The organism is Isoptericola sp. NPDC019482 (assembly GCF_040632295.1).
GTDB lineage: Bacteria > Actinomycetota > Actinomycetes > Actinomycetales > Cellulomonadaceae > Isoptericola.
In genome coordinates this window covers 55,042-68,933 of sequence record NZ_JBEYBQ010000004.1, presented here as the reverse complement: position 1 = coordinate 68,933, position 13,892 = coordinate 55,042, and the positions used below count along the sequence as shown (strand labels likewise).

The window sequence follows — 13,892 nt, the reverse complement described above, 5'->3', positions numbered from 1 at the left end:
GGTGGCGGGCACGGTGGCGGGCACGGTCTGGTCGAGGGTCACGGGGGCGCTCCTGGGGTCGACGACGGGCAACCCCTGCAGCGTAGCAAGAAACCTACCGTACGGTAGGGAAAGTGGGAGTCGGCCTCAGATGGCGGCGGACCAGCGCCGCTCGACGACGTCGCGCACGCCGGTCGCGAGGGTGCGGGACGTGCCGTCCGGGCCCAGGCCGGCCGAGGAGAGGAAGCGCTCGCGCGCGGAGTCGTCGTCGAGCACCCAGGTGACGACCTGCTCGGAGCCGTCGGTACGGAGCCGGTCGACTGCGGCGGACAGCAGCCGCGAGCCGTGCCCGCCGCGCTGGTGGCGCGGCTCCACCTCGAGCGCCACGAGCTGGCCGGGGCCCACCGCCGCGAAGCCGACGATCTCCGGCCCGTCGAGGGCGACGAGCACGGCGAAGCCGGGGCCCGGGGGAGCGGTGATCGCGCGCCCCCACCGCTCGCGCATGGTGTCGGTGTCGAGCGCGTCGACGACGCCGTCGCCCAGCGCCACCTCGTGCGTCGCGCGCCACGCCGACACCTGGACGCGCGTGACCGCGTCCTCGTCGCCGGGGACCGCCGGGCGGACCGAGACGTCGGCCGTCTCGCGGAAGAGTGCCATCGGGCCACCCTAGTGACCGGTCGCCCGGCCCGGGGACGTCAGCCCCAGCCGATGGCCCGCAGCCCCGCCGCGGTGGCGGCGGCGAGCAGGACCACGACGATGAACGGTGCCCGCAGCGCGAGGGCGATCGCGGCGACGGCAAGCGCCGGGACGCGGGCGTCGACGACGAGGGCCTGCCCGTCGGCGAACGTCTGCACCACGACGAGCGACACCAGCAGCGCGACCGTGACGAGGGTCGAGGTGCGCTGCACGCGCTCGGTCGCGAGCCAGTGCTCGGGGACGAGGTGGCCGGCGAGCTTGAGCCCGAAGCTGAGCAGGGAGGCCGCGAGGACGGTCACCCACAGCACGGTGGTGGTCATGCGGTCTCCTTACGGCCGTCCGGGGCGCCCGGCGTCGCGACCACGCCCACGACGATCGCCACGGCCGCGGCGGCCAGGACGGGCACGCCCGCGGGGACGACGGGGATCAGGGCGGCGGTGACGGCGACGGCGAGCGCCGCGACCACCTGCGCGCGCCGGGCCGCGAGGCGCGGCCACACGAGGGCGAGGAACGCGGCCCCGGCGGCGGCGTCGAGCCCCCAGGCGCGCGGGTCGCCCAGCGCGTCGCCGGCGAGCGCGCCCAGCAGCGTGAACGCGTTCCACAGCACGAACACGCCGATCCCGGTCACCCAGAACCCGGCCCGCGTCGCGGCGCGCTCCCGTTGGCCCACGGCCACCGCCGTCGACTCGTCGATCGTGAGCTGCGCGGCAGCGAGGCGCCGCCAGCCGCGCACCTCGAGCAGCGGCGCGACGACGGCGCCGTACAGCGTGTTGCGCACGCCCAGCAGGGTCGACGTGGCGATCGCGGCCACGGGGGAGCCGCCCGCGGCGACGACCCCGATGAGGGCGAACTGCGACCCGCCCGAGAAGAGCAGCAGGCTCAGCGCCATGGTCTGGGGCACGCTGACGCCGGCCACGACCGACAGCGCCCCGAACGAGATGCCGTACAGGCCGGTGGCCACGGCCACGCTGGCCCCCTGCCGGACGGCGGACCGCACCGCCGGGTCGCGCCCCTGTCCACGTGTCACGGCGGTAGGAAATCACGGCGCGCCCCGAGCCGGGAAAACGCCCGACGCTCAGAGCGCCACGTACACCGTCTCGAGGAACTCCTCGAGGCCGGCCTCCCCGCCCTCCCGGCCCAGGCCGGACTGCTTCATGCCGCCGAACGGGGCGCTCGCGTCGGAGACCATGCCGCGGTTGATCCCGATCATCCCGGCGTCGATCTCCGCCCCGACGCGCAGGGCCCGCTCCAAGGACGTCGTGTAGGCGTACGCGGCCAGCCCGTACTCGGTGTCGTTGGCGAGGGCGAACGCCTCGTCGTCGTCACCGAACGCGACGACCGGGGCCACCGGGCCGAAGATCTCCTCACGCACCGCCCGGGCGTCCCGGTCGACGCCGGCGAGCACGGTCGGCTCGAAGAACGTGCCGGGGCCGTCGGGCCGCCCGCCGCCCGTGAGCACCTGAGCGCCGCGGCCCGTGGCGTCGTCGACGAGCTCGGCCACCTTCGCCACGGCCTTCGCGTCGATGAGCGGGCCGACGTCGACGCCCTCGACGTCGCCGCGACCGACGCGCAGGCCCGCGAACCGGTCGGCGAGGCGCCGCGCGAACTCGCGGGCCACGGAGTCGTGCACGAGGAAGCGGTTGGCCGCGACGCACGACTGGCCGGCGTTGCGGAGCTTCGCGACCGTCGCGCCCTCGACGGCGGCGTCGAGGTCCGCGTCGGCGAAGACCACGAACGGCGCGTTGCCGCCGAGCTCCATCGACGTGCGCAGCACCTGGTCGGCCGACTGCTTCAGCAACGTGCGCCCGACGGCGGTGGAGCCGGTGAACGACAGCTTGCGCAGGCGGTCGTCGGCGAGGAGCGGCGCCACGAGGTCCCCCGAGCTCGCCGTCGGCACCACGTTCACGATGCCGGGAGGGAGCCCGCGCTCGGCCGCCTCGGAGCGGATCACCTCCGCCACCAGCATCGTCGTGAGCGGGGTCTGGTGGGCGGGCTTGATCACGACCGGGCAGCCGGCCGCGAGCGCCGGGCCGATCTTGCGCGTCGCCATCGCGATGGGGAAGTTCCACGGCGTGATGAGGAGCGCCGGGCCGACCGGCCGCCGGTGCACGAGCTGCCGGTTCGCGCCGGCGGGGGCGGTGCGCGCCAGGCCCTCGGCCCGGACCGCCTGCTCGGCGTACCAGCGCAGGAAGTCGGCGCCGTACGCGACCTCGGCCCGCGCCTCGGCCAGCGGCTTGCCGCACTCGGCGGTGATGAGGGACGCGACGGCGTCGCTGCGCGCGACGAGCCGCTCGTAGACCGCGCGCAGCAGCTCGGACCGCTCCCGGGGCGCGACGGCGCGCCAGGCCGCCGCCGCGTCGGCGGCGGAGGCGAGCGCGCGCCGGCCGTCCTCGGGGGACGCGTCGGCGACGTCGAACAGCACCTCGCCCGTGGCGGGGTCGGTGACCTCGAACGTCCGCCCGCCCGAGGCCGCGGTCCAGTGACCGTCGGCGAGCATGCCGGTCGGCAGGTGGGCGACGAGCGCGGGGGACAGCGAGCTCATGCCCCGAGTATGCACAGCGCAGGGTCTGCTCGACACGGGGAACGGCAGACCTCGCCCGCGGCCGGTTCGCCGCGACGTTCCCTACGATCGGCGGATGGGTGACGGGCGGGGCGATGGTGTGGTGACGCTGCTGCTGCTCAACGGGCTGCCGGGCGCCGGCAAGTCGACCGTCGCCGGGGCGCTCGCGGCCGGCCGGCCCGGCACGCTCGTCCTCGACGTGGACGTGGTGCGCACGCTGATCTCCGGCGACCCCGCCCTGGCGGCGGAGCCCGCCCGTCGCCTCGCCCTCGACATGGCGCGCTCGCACCTGCGGGCCGGCGCCCACGTCGTCGTCCCGCAGCTCGTGGCGCGGCCCGACCAGGTCGCGCGGTTCGCACTCGCCGCCGCGGACGGCGGCGCGCGGTTCGTGCACGTGATCCTGCGGGTCGCGCCGGCGACGCTCGCGCGTCGGGTGGCGGCCGACCGCGCTGCCGGACGTGCGGCGCAGCGCGCCGACCTGGACGACGCCGCCCGGGACGCCTACGCGGCAGGCCTGCGCGAGGTGCTCCGCACGGCGGCCGCGGTCGAGGTCGACGCCGGCACGGCGGACGTCCACGGCCTGGCGGCGCGGCTGGGGCGCCTGCTCGACGGGTGAGTCCCGTCCGTGGTGCGACGTCGCGCCCGGTACGGTTGACCCCATGACGCTCGCCCCTGCCGCCGCGCGCCCTTTCGGCGCCGTCCTCACCGCGATGGTGACCCCCATGACGCCCTCGGGCGACCTGGACCTGGATGTGGCGGTCAAGGTGGCCAAGCGCCTGGTGGACGACGGTAACGACGGGCTCGTCCTGTCGGGCACGACCGGCGAGTCGCCGACGACGCACGCGCCGGAGAAGGCGGACCTCGTGCGCGCCGTCGTGGACGCCGTCGGCGACCGGGCCTACGTCCTGGCGGGCGCCGGCTCCAACGACACCGTGCACGCCGTGCGCATGGCGGAGCAGGCGGCGGAGGCGGGCGCCCACGGGCTGCTCGTCGTCTCGCCCTACTACTCGCGCCCGTCGCAGGAGGGCCTGTACCGGCACTTCGCGACGGTCGCCGACGCCACCGAGCTGCCCGTGATGCTGTACGACGTCCCGGGGCGCACCTGCGTGCGGATCGCGGCGTCGACCTACGAGCGCATCGCGCGGCACCCGCAGGTCGTCGCGACGAAGGACGCCACCGGTGACGTGTCGTCCGTCGCGCCGCTGGCGGCCGCGACGGGCCTCGCCTGGTACTCGGGCGACGACAGCCTGCTGCTGCCGACGCTGTCCATGGGCGGCGCCGGCATCGTGTCCGTCTCCGCGCACGTCGTGGCCGGGGCCTTCGCCGAGGTCGTGCGCCGCTGGGACGCCGGGGACACCGCCGGCGCCCTGCGGGCCTACCTGCCCACCGTGCCTGTCATCGAGGCGCTCAACGGCGCCGGCGCGCAGGCCGTGATGGCCAAGGCCGCGCTCGAGGCGCTCGGCGTGCTCGACAACCGCGAGCTGCGCCTGCCCAACGTGGCCGCCTCCGAGGACGACGTCGCGCGGCTGCGCGACGCCCTCGCGACGGCGGGCTACCTGAACGACGGCGTCCGTGCGGGCGCCACCACACTTCCGTAAGACCTACCGGCCTGGAGGCCCCGTGAGCCACCCTCACCCCGAACTTCCCCTGCCCCCCGCCCTGCCGTCGAAGGGGCTGCGCATCGTGGCCCTCGGCGGCCTGGGCGAGGTGGGCCGCAACATGGCCGTCCTCGAGTACGAGGGCCGCCTGCTGATCATCGACTGCGGCGTCCTCTTCCCCGAGGACCACCAGCCCGGCGTGGACCTGATCCTGCCGGACTTCGACTACATCAAGGACCGTCTCGACGACATCGAGGCGATCGTCCTCACGCACGGGCACGAGGACCACATCGGCGCCGTGCCCTACCTGCTGCGGCTGCGCCGCGACATCCCGCTCGTCGGCTCGCGGCTCACCCTCGCGTTCGTCGAGGCGAAGCTCAAGGAGCACCGCATCAAGCCGGTGCTGCGCGTCGTGGCGGAGGACCAGACCGAGCGGTTCGGCCCCTTCGACTGCGAGTTCGTCGCCGTCAACCACTCGATCCCGGACGCGCTCGCCGTCGCCGTCACGACCGGCGCGGGCACGGTGCTGCACACCGGTGACTTCAAGATGGACCAGCTGCCGCTCGACGGCCGCATCACCGACCTGCGCGCGTTCGCCCGGCTGGGTGAGAAGGGCGTCGACCTGTTCATGGTCGACTCCACCAACGCCGAGGTGCCCGGGTTCGTCACCAACGAGGTCGAGATCGGCCCGGCGCTGGACGCCGCCTTCGCCCAGGCGGAGAAGCGGATCGTCGTCGCGTCGTTCTCCTCGCACGTGCACCGCGTGCAGCAGGTGCTCAACGCCGCGCACGCGCACGGCCGCAAGGTCGCGCTCGTGGGCCGCTCGATGGTGCGCAACATGGGCATCGCCGCGGAGCTCGGCTACCTCGACGTCCCCCCGGGCGTCCTCGTCGAGCTCAAGCAGGCCGCGAGCCTGCCCGACGACCGCATCGTCTACATGTCGACCGGGTCGCAGGGCGAGCCGATGGCCGCCCTGAGCCGCATGGCGAACGGCGACCACAAGGTGCAGGTCGGCCACGGCGACACCGTGATCCTCGCGTCGTCGCTCATCCCGGGCAACGAGAACTCCGTGTTCCGGGTCATCAACGGGCTCACCCGCCTCGGCGCCCGCGTGGTGCACTCCGGCAACGCGAAGGTGCACGTGTCCGGCCACGCGAGCGCCGGCGAGCTCCTGTACTGCTACAACGTGCTCAAGCCGAAGAACGTCATGCCGGTGCACGGCGAGGTCCGCCACCTGGTGGCGAACGGCGCGCTCGCCGTCCGCACGGGCGTGCCCGCCGACCGCGTGATCCTCGCCGAGGACGGCGTCGTCGTCGACCTCGTGGACGGCAAGGCGTCCGTCGTGGGCGCGGTGCCCTGCGGCTACGTCTTCGTCGACGGCTCGACCGTGGGCGCGGTCACGGAGAACGAGCTCAAGGACCGCCGCACGCTGTCCGAGGAGGGCTTCGTCTCCGTCTTCGCGGTCGTCGACACCGCGACCGGCAAGGTGATCGCCGGCCCGCAGATCCTCGCCCGCGGCATGGCGGAGGACAACGCGGTCTTCGAGGAGATCCAGCCCGACGTCGTGGCGGCGCTCGAGAACGCGATCGCGGGCGGCGCCACCGACACCTACCAGCTGCAGCAGGTGATGCGCCGCGTCATCGGGCAGTGGGTCAACCGGCGCCTGCGTCGCCGGCCGATGATCGTGCCCGTGGTCGTCGAGGCCTGAGGGGCCGGACGCCCTGGTCAGGGCGCACGAGCGGCGGGGCCGCGCCACTATGCTGGCGCGGCCCCGCCGCCGTCCCGGAGGTCTCCATGACCCAGCCCGACCCGTTCGCCCCGCCGTCCGGCGCCACGCCGCCCGCGGCTCCGCCCGAGGCCGCACCGGCGACACCGCCGCAGCCTCGGTTCGGCGCGTACGCGCCGCCGGGGTACACGCCGCCGGCCGGCGCACCCTCGGCCCCGGCCGGCTGGGCCCCGCCGGTTCTCGCGCCGGCCGCGCCGACGGGCCTCGCGGCGGCGGCCGTCGCCCTGGCCGTGACCTGGTGCGCGATCCAGGTGGTGCTCCTCGCCGCCGCCTTCCAGGCGGTCGAGCCCTACGAGGCGGCGCTCGCGGCGGGCGGGTCGCTGTCGTCCGTCTCGACGCCGTACGACGAGCTCGGCAGCTTTCTCCTGCCGCTCCAGGTCGCGACGTTCGTCGTCGCGTGCCTCTGGCTCCAGCAGTGCCGGCGCGCCGCGGTGGCGCTGTCCCCGACGGTCCGGCAGGTGCGCGGGCCGGTGTGGGTCTGGCTGGGCTGGGCGGTCCCCGTCGTCTCGCTCTGGTTCCCGTTCCAGGTGGTGCGCGACGTGCGCGCCGCCGCGGTGGGCGGCCGGGCGCCGAGCCGGCTCGGCTGGTGGTGGGCGTGCTGGCTCGTGGGTCTGTGGGCCTCGAACCAGGCCGCCTTCTCGTCCCTGGGCCTCGCCGCGCGCGACCCGGAGACGATCCCCGTGTTCGAGGGCCTCGCCACGGTGGCCGTGGCGGCGGGCGCCGTGCTCTGGACCGGCCTGGTGCGCGAGATCACAGCGGGGCTGCGGGCCAGGCTCGCCCCGGCAGCCTGACCGGCGCACGCGGCCCCGTACGCTGCCTGGCATGACCCCGACCCCCTCGACCCCGGCGTCGTCCCAGCCGCTCGCGGCGACCCCGCAGCGTCCGCCCCGCGCCGAGCTCCACCTGCACCTGGAGGGCACCCTCGAGCCCGACCTGGCGTTCGCCCTCGCGGAGCGGAACCGGGTGGACCTGCCGTTCGCGGACCCGGCCGCGCTGCGCGCCGCGTACGACTTCACGGACCTGCAGTCCTTCCTCGACCTGTACCACGCGACGTCGCAGGTGCTCCGCACGGCCGAGGACTTCGCGGACCTGACCCTCGCGTACCTGCGGCGGGCCGCGGCGGGCGGGGTGCGGCACGCCGAGCTCATGGTCGACCTGCAGACCCACGTCGCGCGGGGCGTGCCCCTGGCGGAGGTGGTGGCGGGCGTGACGCAGGGCCTCGCGGAGGGCGAGACGGAGCTCGGCGTCTCCGGCCTGCTGATCGCGGCCTTCCTGCGGCACCGGCCCGGGGCGGAGGCGGAGGCGCTGCTCGACGACCTCCTGGCCCTCGGCGCCCCGGTCGCGGGCGTGGGGCTCGCGTCCACCGAGGTGGGCTTCTCGGCAGCGCCGTTCGCCCCGGCGTTCGCGAAGGCGGCCGCGCACGGGCTGCGGCGCACGGCGCACGCCGCCGAGGAGGGCCCGGCCTGGCACGTCACCGAGGTGCTGGACGAGCTCGGCGCGGAGCGGGTCGACCACGGCATCCGCGCGCTCGAGGACCCGGACGTCGTCGCCCGGCTCGTGCGCGACCAGGTGCCGCTCACCGTGTGCCCGCTGTCCAACGTGCGGCTGCGCGCCGTGCCGTCGCTCGCGGAGCACCCGCTGCCGGCGATGCTCGCGGCGGGCCTGAACGTCTCCCTGAACTCCGACGACCCGTCGTACTTCGGCGGCTACGTCGACGAGGTCGACGACGCCGTCACCGCGCAGTTCCACCTCACGCGGGACCAGCGCGCCGACCTCGCCGCCGCGTCGTTCGGCGGGTCCTTCCTGGCGCCCGAGGTGGCCGCGCGCCACGTGGCCGACGTCGAGGAGTGGCGCCGGGCGGGCTGAGCGGGACCGAGCGGCGACGCCGGGCGCCCTCCCTCAGCGCGCGAGCAGGGCCGGGCCGACGGCGCCCGCAGCGGCGTCGTAGCGGGCTGCCCGGGCTGCCTCGTCCCCGGGCAGCAGCCCGGCCAGCTCGAGGGACACCAGGCCGTGCACGAGGCCCCAGAGGCCGACGGCGACAGGCTCGGCGTCGCCGGGCGCGACGCCGAGCACGCGCGCGGCGGCGTCCCGCAGCACGCGGAAGGTGGGCTGCTCGACGGCGGGCGGGGCGTCGGCGCCGGGGCGCACGGCCCGGTCGAACATCGTCCGGTAGAAGTGCGGGTCGGCCAGCGCGCTGCGCCGGTACGCCACCCCGAGGGCGCGCAGGTCGGCGAGGGGGTCGTCGGTGCGCGGGACGGCGGCCAGGTGGGCCGCGAACCGGCGGAAGCCCTCGGCGCTGACGGCGGCGAGCAGCTCCTCGCGCGAGCCGAACAGCGCGTACACCGCCGACGCGCTGGTCCCGGCCGCGGCGGCGACGGACCGCACCGTCACAGCCGGCTCGCCGCCGGTGGACAGGGCCTCGGAGGTGACCTCCAGCAGGCGGGTGCGCAGGGCGTCGTCGTGCAGGCGGGGGCGGGCCATGCGGCGAGCGTAGACCTCTTGACGCGCGTTTGCGAACGATGTTTCATAACAGTGTTCGTAAACCGTGCCGTTTCGTCCCCGGAGGTTCCCCGTGCTCGAGCTCACCGACACCGCCCGCATCACGGCGGGCATCGTCCTCCTGACCGTCGTCGGCATCGAGTCGGGCGGCTGGTTCCTCGTCAAGGTGGTCACGGGGAAGGCCCCCGCCACGCCGTTCCAGACCTCGTTCTTCCGGGCGGGGCACGCGCACGCCGGGGTCCTCGTCATCCTGGGGCTGCTGTGCGTGGTGCTCGCCGAGGCGACGGACCTTGCCGGCGGCTGGCGCTGGCTCGCCGCGACCGGCGTGCTGGTCGCCGCGATCCTCCTGCCCGCCGGGTTCTTCCTCTCGGCGGTGGGGGAGGGGCGTGCGGCACCGAACCGGGCCGTCGTGCTGCTGCCCGTCGGAGGGGTGGTGCTCGCGGCGGGCGTCGTGACGCTGGCCGTGGGGCTCCTCACAGCCGGCTGAGGGCCCGCGCGGGGGCGGCAACACGCGCCCGGGACCTGCGGCGTCGTGACCCGTGGCGCGGGTACCGTGGGGGGCATCATGGCGACCCGGACACCCGCCCGCAGAGTCACCGGGACCGCGCGCGGGACCTCACGAACGGGGCGGACCGCATCCGTGGCCGCCCCGACCCGGCGCGCGCCCGCCCGCTCGTCGTCCGGCCGCTCGTCGTCCACCCGGTCGTCGGGCAAGGGCTCGGGCCGCGGGTCCGGCGCCCGCAAGGCGCCCGCGCGGCGACCGGCGCGGTCGGGCCAGTCATGGCCCGTCCGGGCCGTGCGCGGCCTGTACCTGGGCGTCGCGCACGGGTTGGGCGGCCTGACCCGCAGCATCACCAAGGGAGCAAGAGACCTGGAACCCGAGCACCGCCGAGACGGCGTCGCCTTCTTCCTCATCGCCCTCGCGCTGGTCGTGGCCGCGCGCGAGTGGTGGGGGATCTCCGGCACCTTCGGCACCGTCGTGCACGCCGTCGTCGCCGGCACCGTGGGTCTGGCCGGCGTGGCCGTCCCCGTGCTGCTCCTGTGGCTGGGCTTCCGTGTCATGCGGCATCCCGAGCGCGGGCAGGCGAACTCCCGCGTCGCCATCGGCCTGATCTTCGTCGTCGTGTCGGTGTGCGCGCTCGTCGCGATCGCGGAGGGCACACCCGCGCCGAGCGACGGCTTCGAGGCGCTCCAGGACGCGGGCGGCATCATCGGCTACCTCGCCGCGACCCCGGTCGTGACCGGGCTGACGGAGTGGGTCGCCGTCCCGCTGTTCCTGCTCCTGGGCTTCTTCGGGCTCCTCGTGGTCACGGCGACGCCGGTGCACCGCATCCCCGAACGGCTGCGCGGCCTGTACGACCGCCTCACCGGCAACCACCGGGCCGACGAGGCCGTGGACGACGACGGGCTCGCGCTCGCCGAGGGCGTCTCGCGGCACGACGGCACCGACCCGGCGCCGCGCAAGAAGCGCACCCGCAAGACGAAGGCGCAGCGTGCCGCGGAGGCGGCCGAGGCCGACGGGCTCGACGAGTACGCCGGGGACGAGGCGTTCGAGAAGGCCGCCACGCTCGAGCAGGACGCGGCCGCCAAGGCTGCGGCGAAGGGTCCGCGTGGCAAGGCCACCCAGCGGGTCGGCGCTGCCGCGACCGCGCCGACCGAGGCCGTCGCCGCCGTCGTTCCCGACGAGCCCGCCCCGGCCCCCGCGAGCGACCTGCCGCCGATGGGGCGGGCCGAGCAGCCCATGCTCGACGGCGACACGGTCTACCTGCTGCCCAGCGAGGAGTCGCTCGGCAAGGGCGCGCCGCACAAGACCCGGTCCGCGGCGAACGACCGCGTGGTGGAGTCGCTGACGAAGGTCTTCGAGGACTTCGGCGTCGACGCGCAGGTGACGGGCTTCACCCGTGGGCCGACGGTCACCCGGTACGAGGTCGAGGTCGGCGCGAAGACCAAGGTGGAGCGCATCACGTCGCTGTCGAACAACATCGCGTACGCGGTGGCCAGCGCGGACGTGCGGATCCTGTCGCCCATCCCGGGCAAGTCCGCCATCGGCATCGAGATCCCGAACTCGGACCGCGAGACGGTCGTGCTCGGCGACGTGCTGCGCTCGTCGGCGGCGCGCCGCACCGAGCACCCGATGGTCATGGGCGTGGGCAAGGACGTCGAGGGCGGCTACGTCGTCGCGAACCTCGCGAAGATGCCGCACATCCTCGTCGCCGGCGCGACGGGCGCCGGCAAGTCCAGCTTCATCAACTCGCTCATCACCTCGATCCTCATGCGGGCGACGCCGGAGCAGGTGCGCCTGGTCCTCGTCGACCCGAAGCGCGTCGAGCTGACGATCTACGAGGGCATCCCGCACCTGATCACGCCGATCATCACCAGCCCCAAGAAGGCCGCCGAGGCTCTCGACTGGGTGGTGCGCGAGATGGACGCCCGCTACGACGACCTCGCCACGTTCGGCTACAAGCACGTGGACGACTTCAACTCCGCCGTCCGGGCGGGCAAGGTGAAGCCGCTGCCGGGCTCGGAGCGCAAGATCGCGCCGTACCCGTACCTCCTGGTCGTGGTGGACGAGCTCGCGGACCTCATGATGGTCGCGCCGCGCGACGTCGAGGCCTCGATCCAGCGGATCACGCAGCTCGCCCGCGCCGCCGGCATCCACCTGGTGCTCGCCACGCAGCGTCCGTCGGTGGACGTCGTCACCGGCCTGATCAAGGCGAACGTGCCGTCCCGGCTCGCGTTCGCGACCTCGTCGCTGGCCGACTCGCGCGTCGTGCTCGACCAGCCGGGCGCCGAGAAGCTCATCGGCCAGGGTGACGCCCTCTTCCTGCCCATGGGCGCGGCCAAGCCCATGCGCGTGCAGGGCGCCTGGGTCACCGAGTCCGAGGTGCACTCCGTCGTCGAGCACGTGAAGGCGCAGCTCAAGCCCGTCTACCGCGAGGACGTCACCGCGCCGGCGGCGGCCAAGAAGCAGGTGGACGAGGACATCGGCGACGACCTCGACCTGCTCCTCCAGGCCACCGAGCTCGTGGTGACCACGCAGTTCGGCTCCACGTCGATGCTGCAGCGCAAGCTGCGGGTGGGCTTCGCCAAGGCGGGCCGGCTCATGGACCTGCTCGAGTCGCGCGAGATCGTCGGCCCGTCCGAGGGCTCGAAGGCGCGCGAGGTGCTGGTGACCCCCGACGACCTGCCGTCCGCGCTCGCCCTCATCCGCGGGGAGACGCCGCAGGCGTACGACCAGGACGCCGACGGCGGGTCCGCGGGAGGCGGCCCGTCGGACCCGTACGCGGACGGCACCGACGGGCACGCCCCGCCCGTGGCGACGGACTACCACGACGACGCCGACACCGACCCGGAGAACGGCTGGCGCTGAGCTTCCCGGGAGGTCCGGGAGGTTCCCGGGCCGGTCGCCGGTCAGTCGTCGCGGGGGAGCACCTCGGGCGGGGGGCCGGTCGCCTCGGGCGGTTCCTGACGTTCCGGGGCGACGGCGCCCACGGCCTCGGCGACCCGGTCCTCGCGGGCATCGAGCTCCGCGGCCGACAGGGTGGTCGCGCCGGGGTCGGCGAGCCCGTCGGGCAGGGCGAGCACCCGGTGCCCACCGCCGATGTCCACCGTGGTGCCGGTCCAGGTCACGTCCGTCACGCGCGTGGGCTCGTCCGGGGCGTCCTGGACGAACGTGGCGGAGAGCAGGACGCCGTTGCTGGTGCGCGCGTCGCAGCAGGCGGAGCTCTGGTTCGACAGCAGGTTGCCGAGCCCGTAGGCGACCCACATCCCCTCGCCGTCGGGGCCCTTGCCGACGCGGTCGATCCGCTGGGGCACGTGCGCGTGGTGCCCGATCACCAGGTCGACCTCGCCGGACCGGGCGAGCCGCCGCACCACGTCCTCCTGCTGGTCGGTCAGCACCTCGGTGTACTCGACGCCGGCGTGCAGGCTCACGACGACGACGTCGGCGCCGTCCTCCCGTGCCTCGCGGGCCTGGCGCACGAGGCGGTCGGCGTCGATGAGGTCGACCGCCCACGGCGCGTCCGCGGGCATCGGGAGCCCGTTGAGGCCGTAGGTCGCGGCCAGGTGAGCGACCGTGATCTCCCGGCCCTCGCGCGTCAGGGTGTACCGCTGCGGCTCCTCCTGCTCGGCGTCGCTGCGGGAGGTGCCCACGTACCCCATCCCGGCGTCGGCCAGCCTCCGGATCGTGGCGGTGACGCCGTCGTACCCCCGGTCGACGGAGTGGTTGGAGGCGGTGGAGCAGCCGTCCCAGCCCTGCTCGTCGAGGTCGCGCACCAGCCCCGCGGGCGCGCCGAAGAGCGGGTATCCGCTGGGCTCCGTGCCCTTCGGCGCGATCGGCACCTCGAGGTGGCACAGGGCCAGGTCGGCGCCCTGCACCCACGGGTCCAGCCCGGCGAGCAGCGGCGTGAAGTCGGGGTCCTGGGAGCCGCCGGCGGACCGGACGACCGGGTTGTGCGTGAGCAAGTCGCCCGCGGCGAGCAGCGTGAACGCCGCGGGGCTCGCTGACGGGCTCGGTGACGGGCTCGGGCTCGGCGACGCGGCGGGGGAGCCGGAGCGGCCGCTCGTCGCGGACGTCGGTGCGGCGCCGGCGGGTGCCCCGACGCCGGACGTCGGGCCGTTCCATGCGAGCGCGACGGCGGCGCCCGCGGCCGCGGCGGCCAGGGCGGCGACGGCATAGGGCCATCGGGCGGGTCGTCCGTCGTCGGACGCGTGCCGTGCCACGCGAGGAGGGTACTGCCCTGGACGGCGTCCCGGCGGGGGCGCCCGCCGGGGG

At 75.3% G+C, this 13,892-nt stretch carries 13 protein-coding genes; 7 read left to right on the top strand and 6 right to left on the bottom strand.

All coding sequences use genetic code 11. The features are described 5' to 3' along the window. Positions 1-126 precede the first annotated feature (126 nt). The 4 genes from ABZ493_RS04655 to ABZ493_RS04640 are packed head-to-tail and all read right to left on the bottom strand — an operon-like array spanning position 127 to position 3,217. Entirely contained in the window at positions 127-636 is a 510-nt protein-coding gene (locus ABZ493_RS04655) for a GNAT family N-acetyltransferase (protein ID WP_430581012.1), read from the bottom strand. A gap of 38 nt (positions 637-674) precedes the next feature. After that, the gene (locus tag ABZ493_RS04650; protein ID WP_430581011.1) at positions 675-995 is read right to left on the bottom strand and encodes an AzlD domain-containing protein; all 321 of its coding nucleotides are present in this window, start codon (positions 993-995) and stop codon (positions 675-677) included. After that, positions 992-1,702, bottom strand: coding sequence for an AzlC family ABC transporter permease (locus ABZ493_RS04645; protein WP_430581010.1), 711 nt, complete (start codon positions 1,700-1,702; stop codon positions 992-994). Before ABZ493_RS04645 ends, ABZ493_RS04650 begins: the two co-directional genes overlap by 4 nt. 48 nt (positions 1,703-1,750) lie before the next feature. Further along, positions 1,751-3,217 (bottom strand): NAD-dependent succinate-semialdehyde dehydrogenase, encoded by a 1,467-nt coding sequence (locus tag ABZ493_RS04640; protein WP_430581009.1) that lies wholly within the window; start codon positions 3,215-3,217, stop codon positions 1,751-1,753. Positions 3,218-3,311: 94 nt separating this feature from the next. Between ABZ493_RS04640 and ABZ493_RS04635 the strand changes: the two genes are divergently transcribed. From ABZ493_RS04635 to add, 5 genes are all read left to right on the top strand, one after another. After that, positions 3,312-3,851: an ATP-binding protein gene (locus ABZ493_RS04635; RefSeq protein WP_430581008.1), complete on the top strand. Its 540-nt coding sequence runs from the start codon at positions 3,312-3,314 to the stop codon at positions 3,849-3,851. Between the two features lie 43 nt (positions 3,852-3,894). Further along, positions 3,895-4,833 (top strand): 4-hydroxy-tetrahydrodipicolinate synthase, encoded by a 939-nt coding sequence (gene dapA, locus ABZ493_RS04630; protein WP_430581007.1) that lies wholly within the window; start codon positions 3,895-3,897, stop codon positions 4,831-4,833. Positions 4,834-4,855: 22 nt separating this feature from the next. After that, the gene (locus ABZ493_RS04625; protein ID WP_430581006.1) at positions 4,856-6,541 is read left to right on the top strand and encodes a ribonuclease J; all 1,686 of its coding nucleotides are present in this window, start codon (positions 4,856-4,858) and stop codon (positions 6,539-6,541) included. 86 nt (positions 6,542-6,627) lie between these two features. Next, positions 6,628-7,410 (top strand): DUF4328 domain-containing protein, encoded by a 783-nt coding sequence (locus ABZ493_RS04620; protein ID WP_430581005.1) that lies wholly within the window; start codon positions 6,628-6,630, stop codon positions 7,408-7,410. Between the two features lie 31 nt (positions 7,411-7,441). Continuing rightward, on the top strand, positions 7,442-8,485 hold the full coding sequence (gene add / locus ABZ493_RS04615; RefSeq protein ID WP_430581004.1) for an adenosine deaminase: 1,044 nt from the start codon (positions 7,442-7,444) through the stop codon (positions 8,483-8,485). Between the two features lie 33 nt (positions 8,486-8,518). Here the strand turns inward: add and ABZ493_RS04610 are convergent, their stop codons facing one another. Further along, positions 8,519-9,100, bottom strand: coding sequence for a TetR/AcrR family transcriptional regulator (locus ABZ493_RS04610; RefSeq protein ID WP_430581003.1), 582 nt, complete (start codon positions 9,098-9,100; stop codon positions 8,519-8,521). Between the two features lie 91 nt (positions 9,101-9,191). On the opposite strand from ABZ493_RS04610, the gene ABZ493_RS04605 reads away from it, so the two are divergent. Both ABZ493_RS04605 and ABZ493_RS04600 read left to right on the top strand, forming a co-directional pair. Further along, positions 9,192-9,605 (top strand): hypothetical protein, encoded by a 414-nt coding sequence (locus ABZ493_RS04605; RefSeq protein ID WP_430581002.1) that lies wholly within the window; start codon positions 9,192-9,194, stop codon positions 9,603-9,605. A 78-nt stretch (positions 9,606-9,683) separates the two neighbouring features. Next, a complete protein-coding gene (locus ABZ493_RS04600; RefSeq protein WP_430581001.1) occupies positions 9,684-12,488 on the top strand; it encodes a DNA translocase FtsK 4TM domain-containing protein in 2,805 nt (934 codons plus the stop codon). Positions 12,489-12,529: 41 nt separating this feature from the next. On the opposite strand, the gene ABZ493_RS04595 is transcribed toward ABZ493_RS04600, so the two are convergent. Further along, positions 12,530-13,840 carry a CapA family protein gene (locus ABZ493_RS04595; protein WP_430581000.1) on the bottom strand — a complete coding sequence of 437 codons (1,311 nt, stop codon included), beginning with the start codon at positions 13,838-13,840 and terminating at the stop codon, positions 12,530-12,532. Positions 13,841-13,892: the final 52 nt, after the last annotated feature.

Coding starts and splice junctions, on each gene's coding strand:
- ABZ493_RS04635 (WP_430581008.1), top strand. CDS start 3,312: ATGGGTGACGGGCGGGGCGATGGTGTGGTGACGCTGCTGCTGCTCAAC.
- ABZ493_RS04655 (WP_430581012.1), bottom strand. CDS start 636: ATGGCACTCTTCCGCGAGACGGCCGACGTCTCGGTCCGCCCGGCGGTC.
- add (WP_430581004.1), top strand. CDS start 7,442: ATGACCCCGACCCCCTCGACCCCGGCGTCGTCCCAGCCGCTCGCGGCG.
- ABZ493_RS04640 (WP_430581009.1), bottom strand. CDS start 3,217: ATGAGCTCGCTGTCCCCCGCGCTCGTCGCCCACCTGCCGACCGGCATG.
- dapA (WP_430581007.1), top strand. CDS start 3,895: ATGACGCTCGCCCCTGCCGCCGCGCGCCCTTTCGGCGCCGTCCTCACC.
- ABZ493_RS04600 (WP_430581001.1), top strand. CDS start 9,684: ATGGCGACCCGGACACCCGCCCGCAGAGTCACCGGGACCGCGCGCGGG.
- ABZ493_RS04610 (WP_430581003.1), bottom strand. CDS start 9,100: ATGGCCCGCCCCCGCCTGCACGACGACGCCCTGCGCACCCGCCTGCTG.
- ABZ493_RS04650 (WP_430581011.1), bottom strand. CDS start 995: ATGACCACCACCGTGCTGTGGGTGACCGTCCTCGCGGCCTCCCTGCTC.
- ABZ493_RS04620 (WP_430581005.1), top strand. CDS start 6,628: ATGACCCAGCCCGACCCGTTCGCCCCGCCGTCCGGCGCCACGCCGCCC.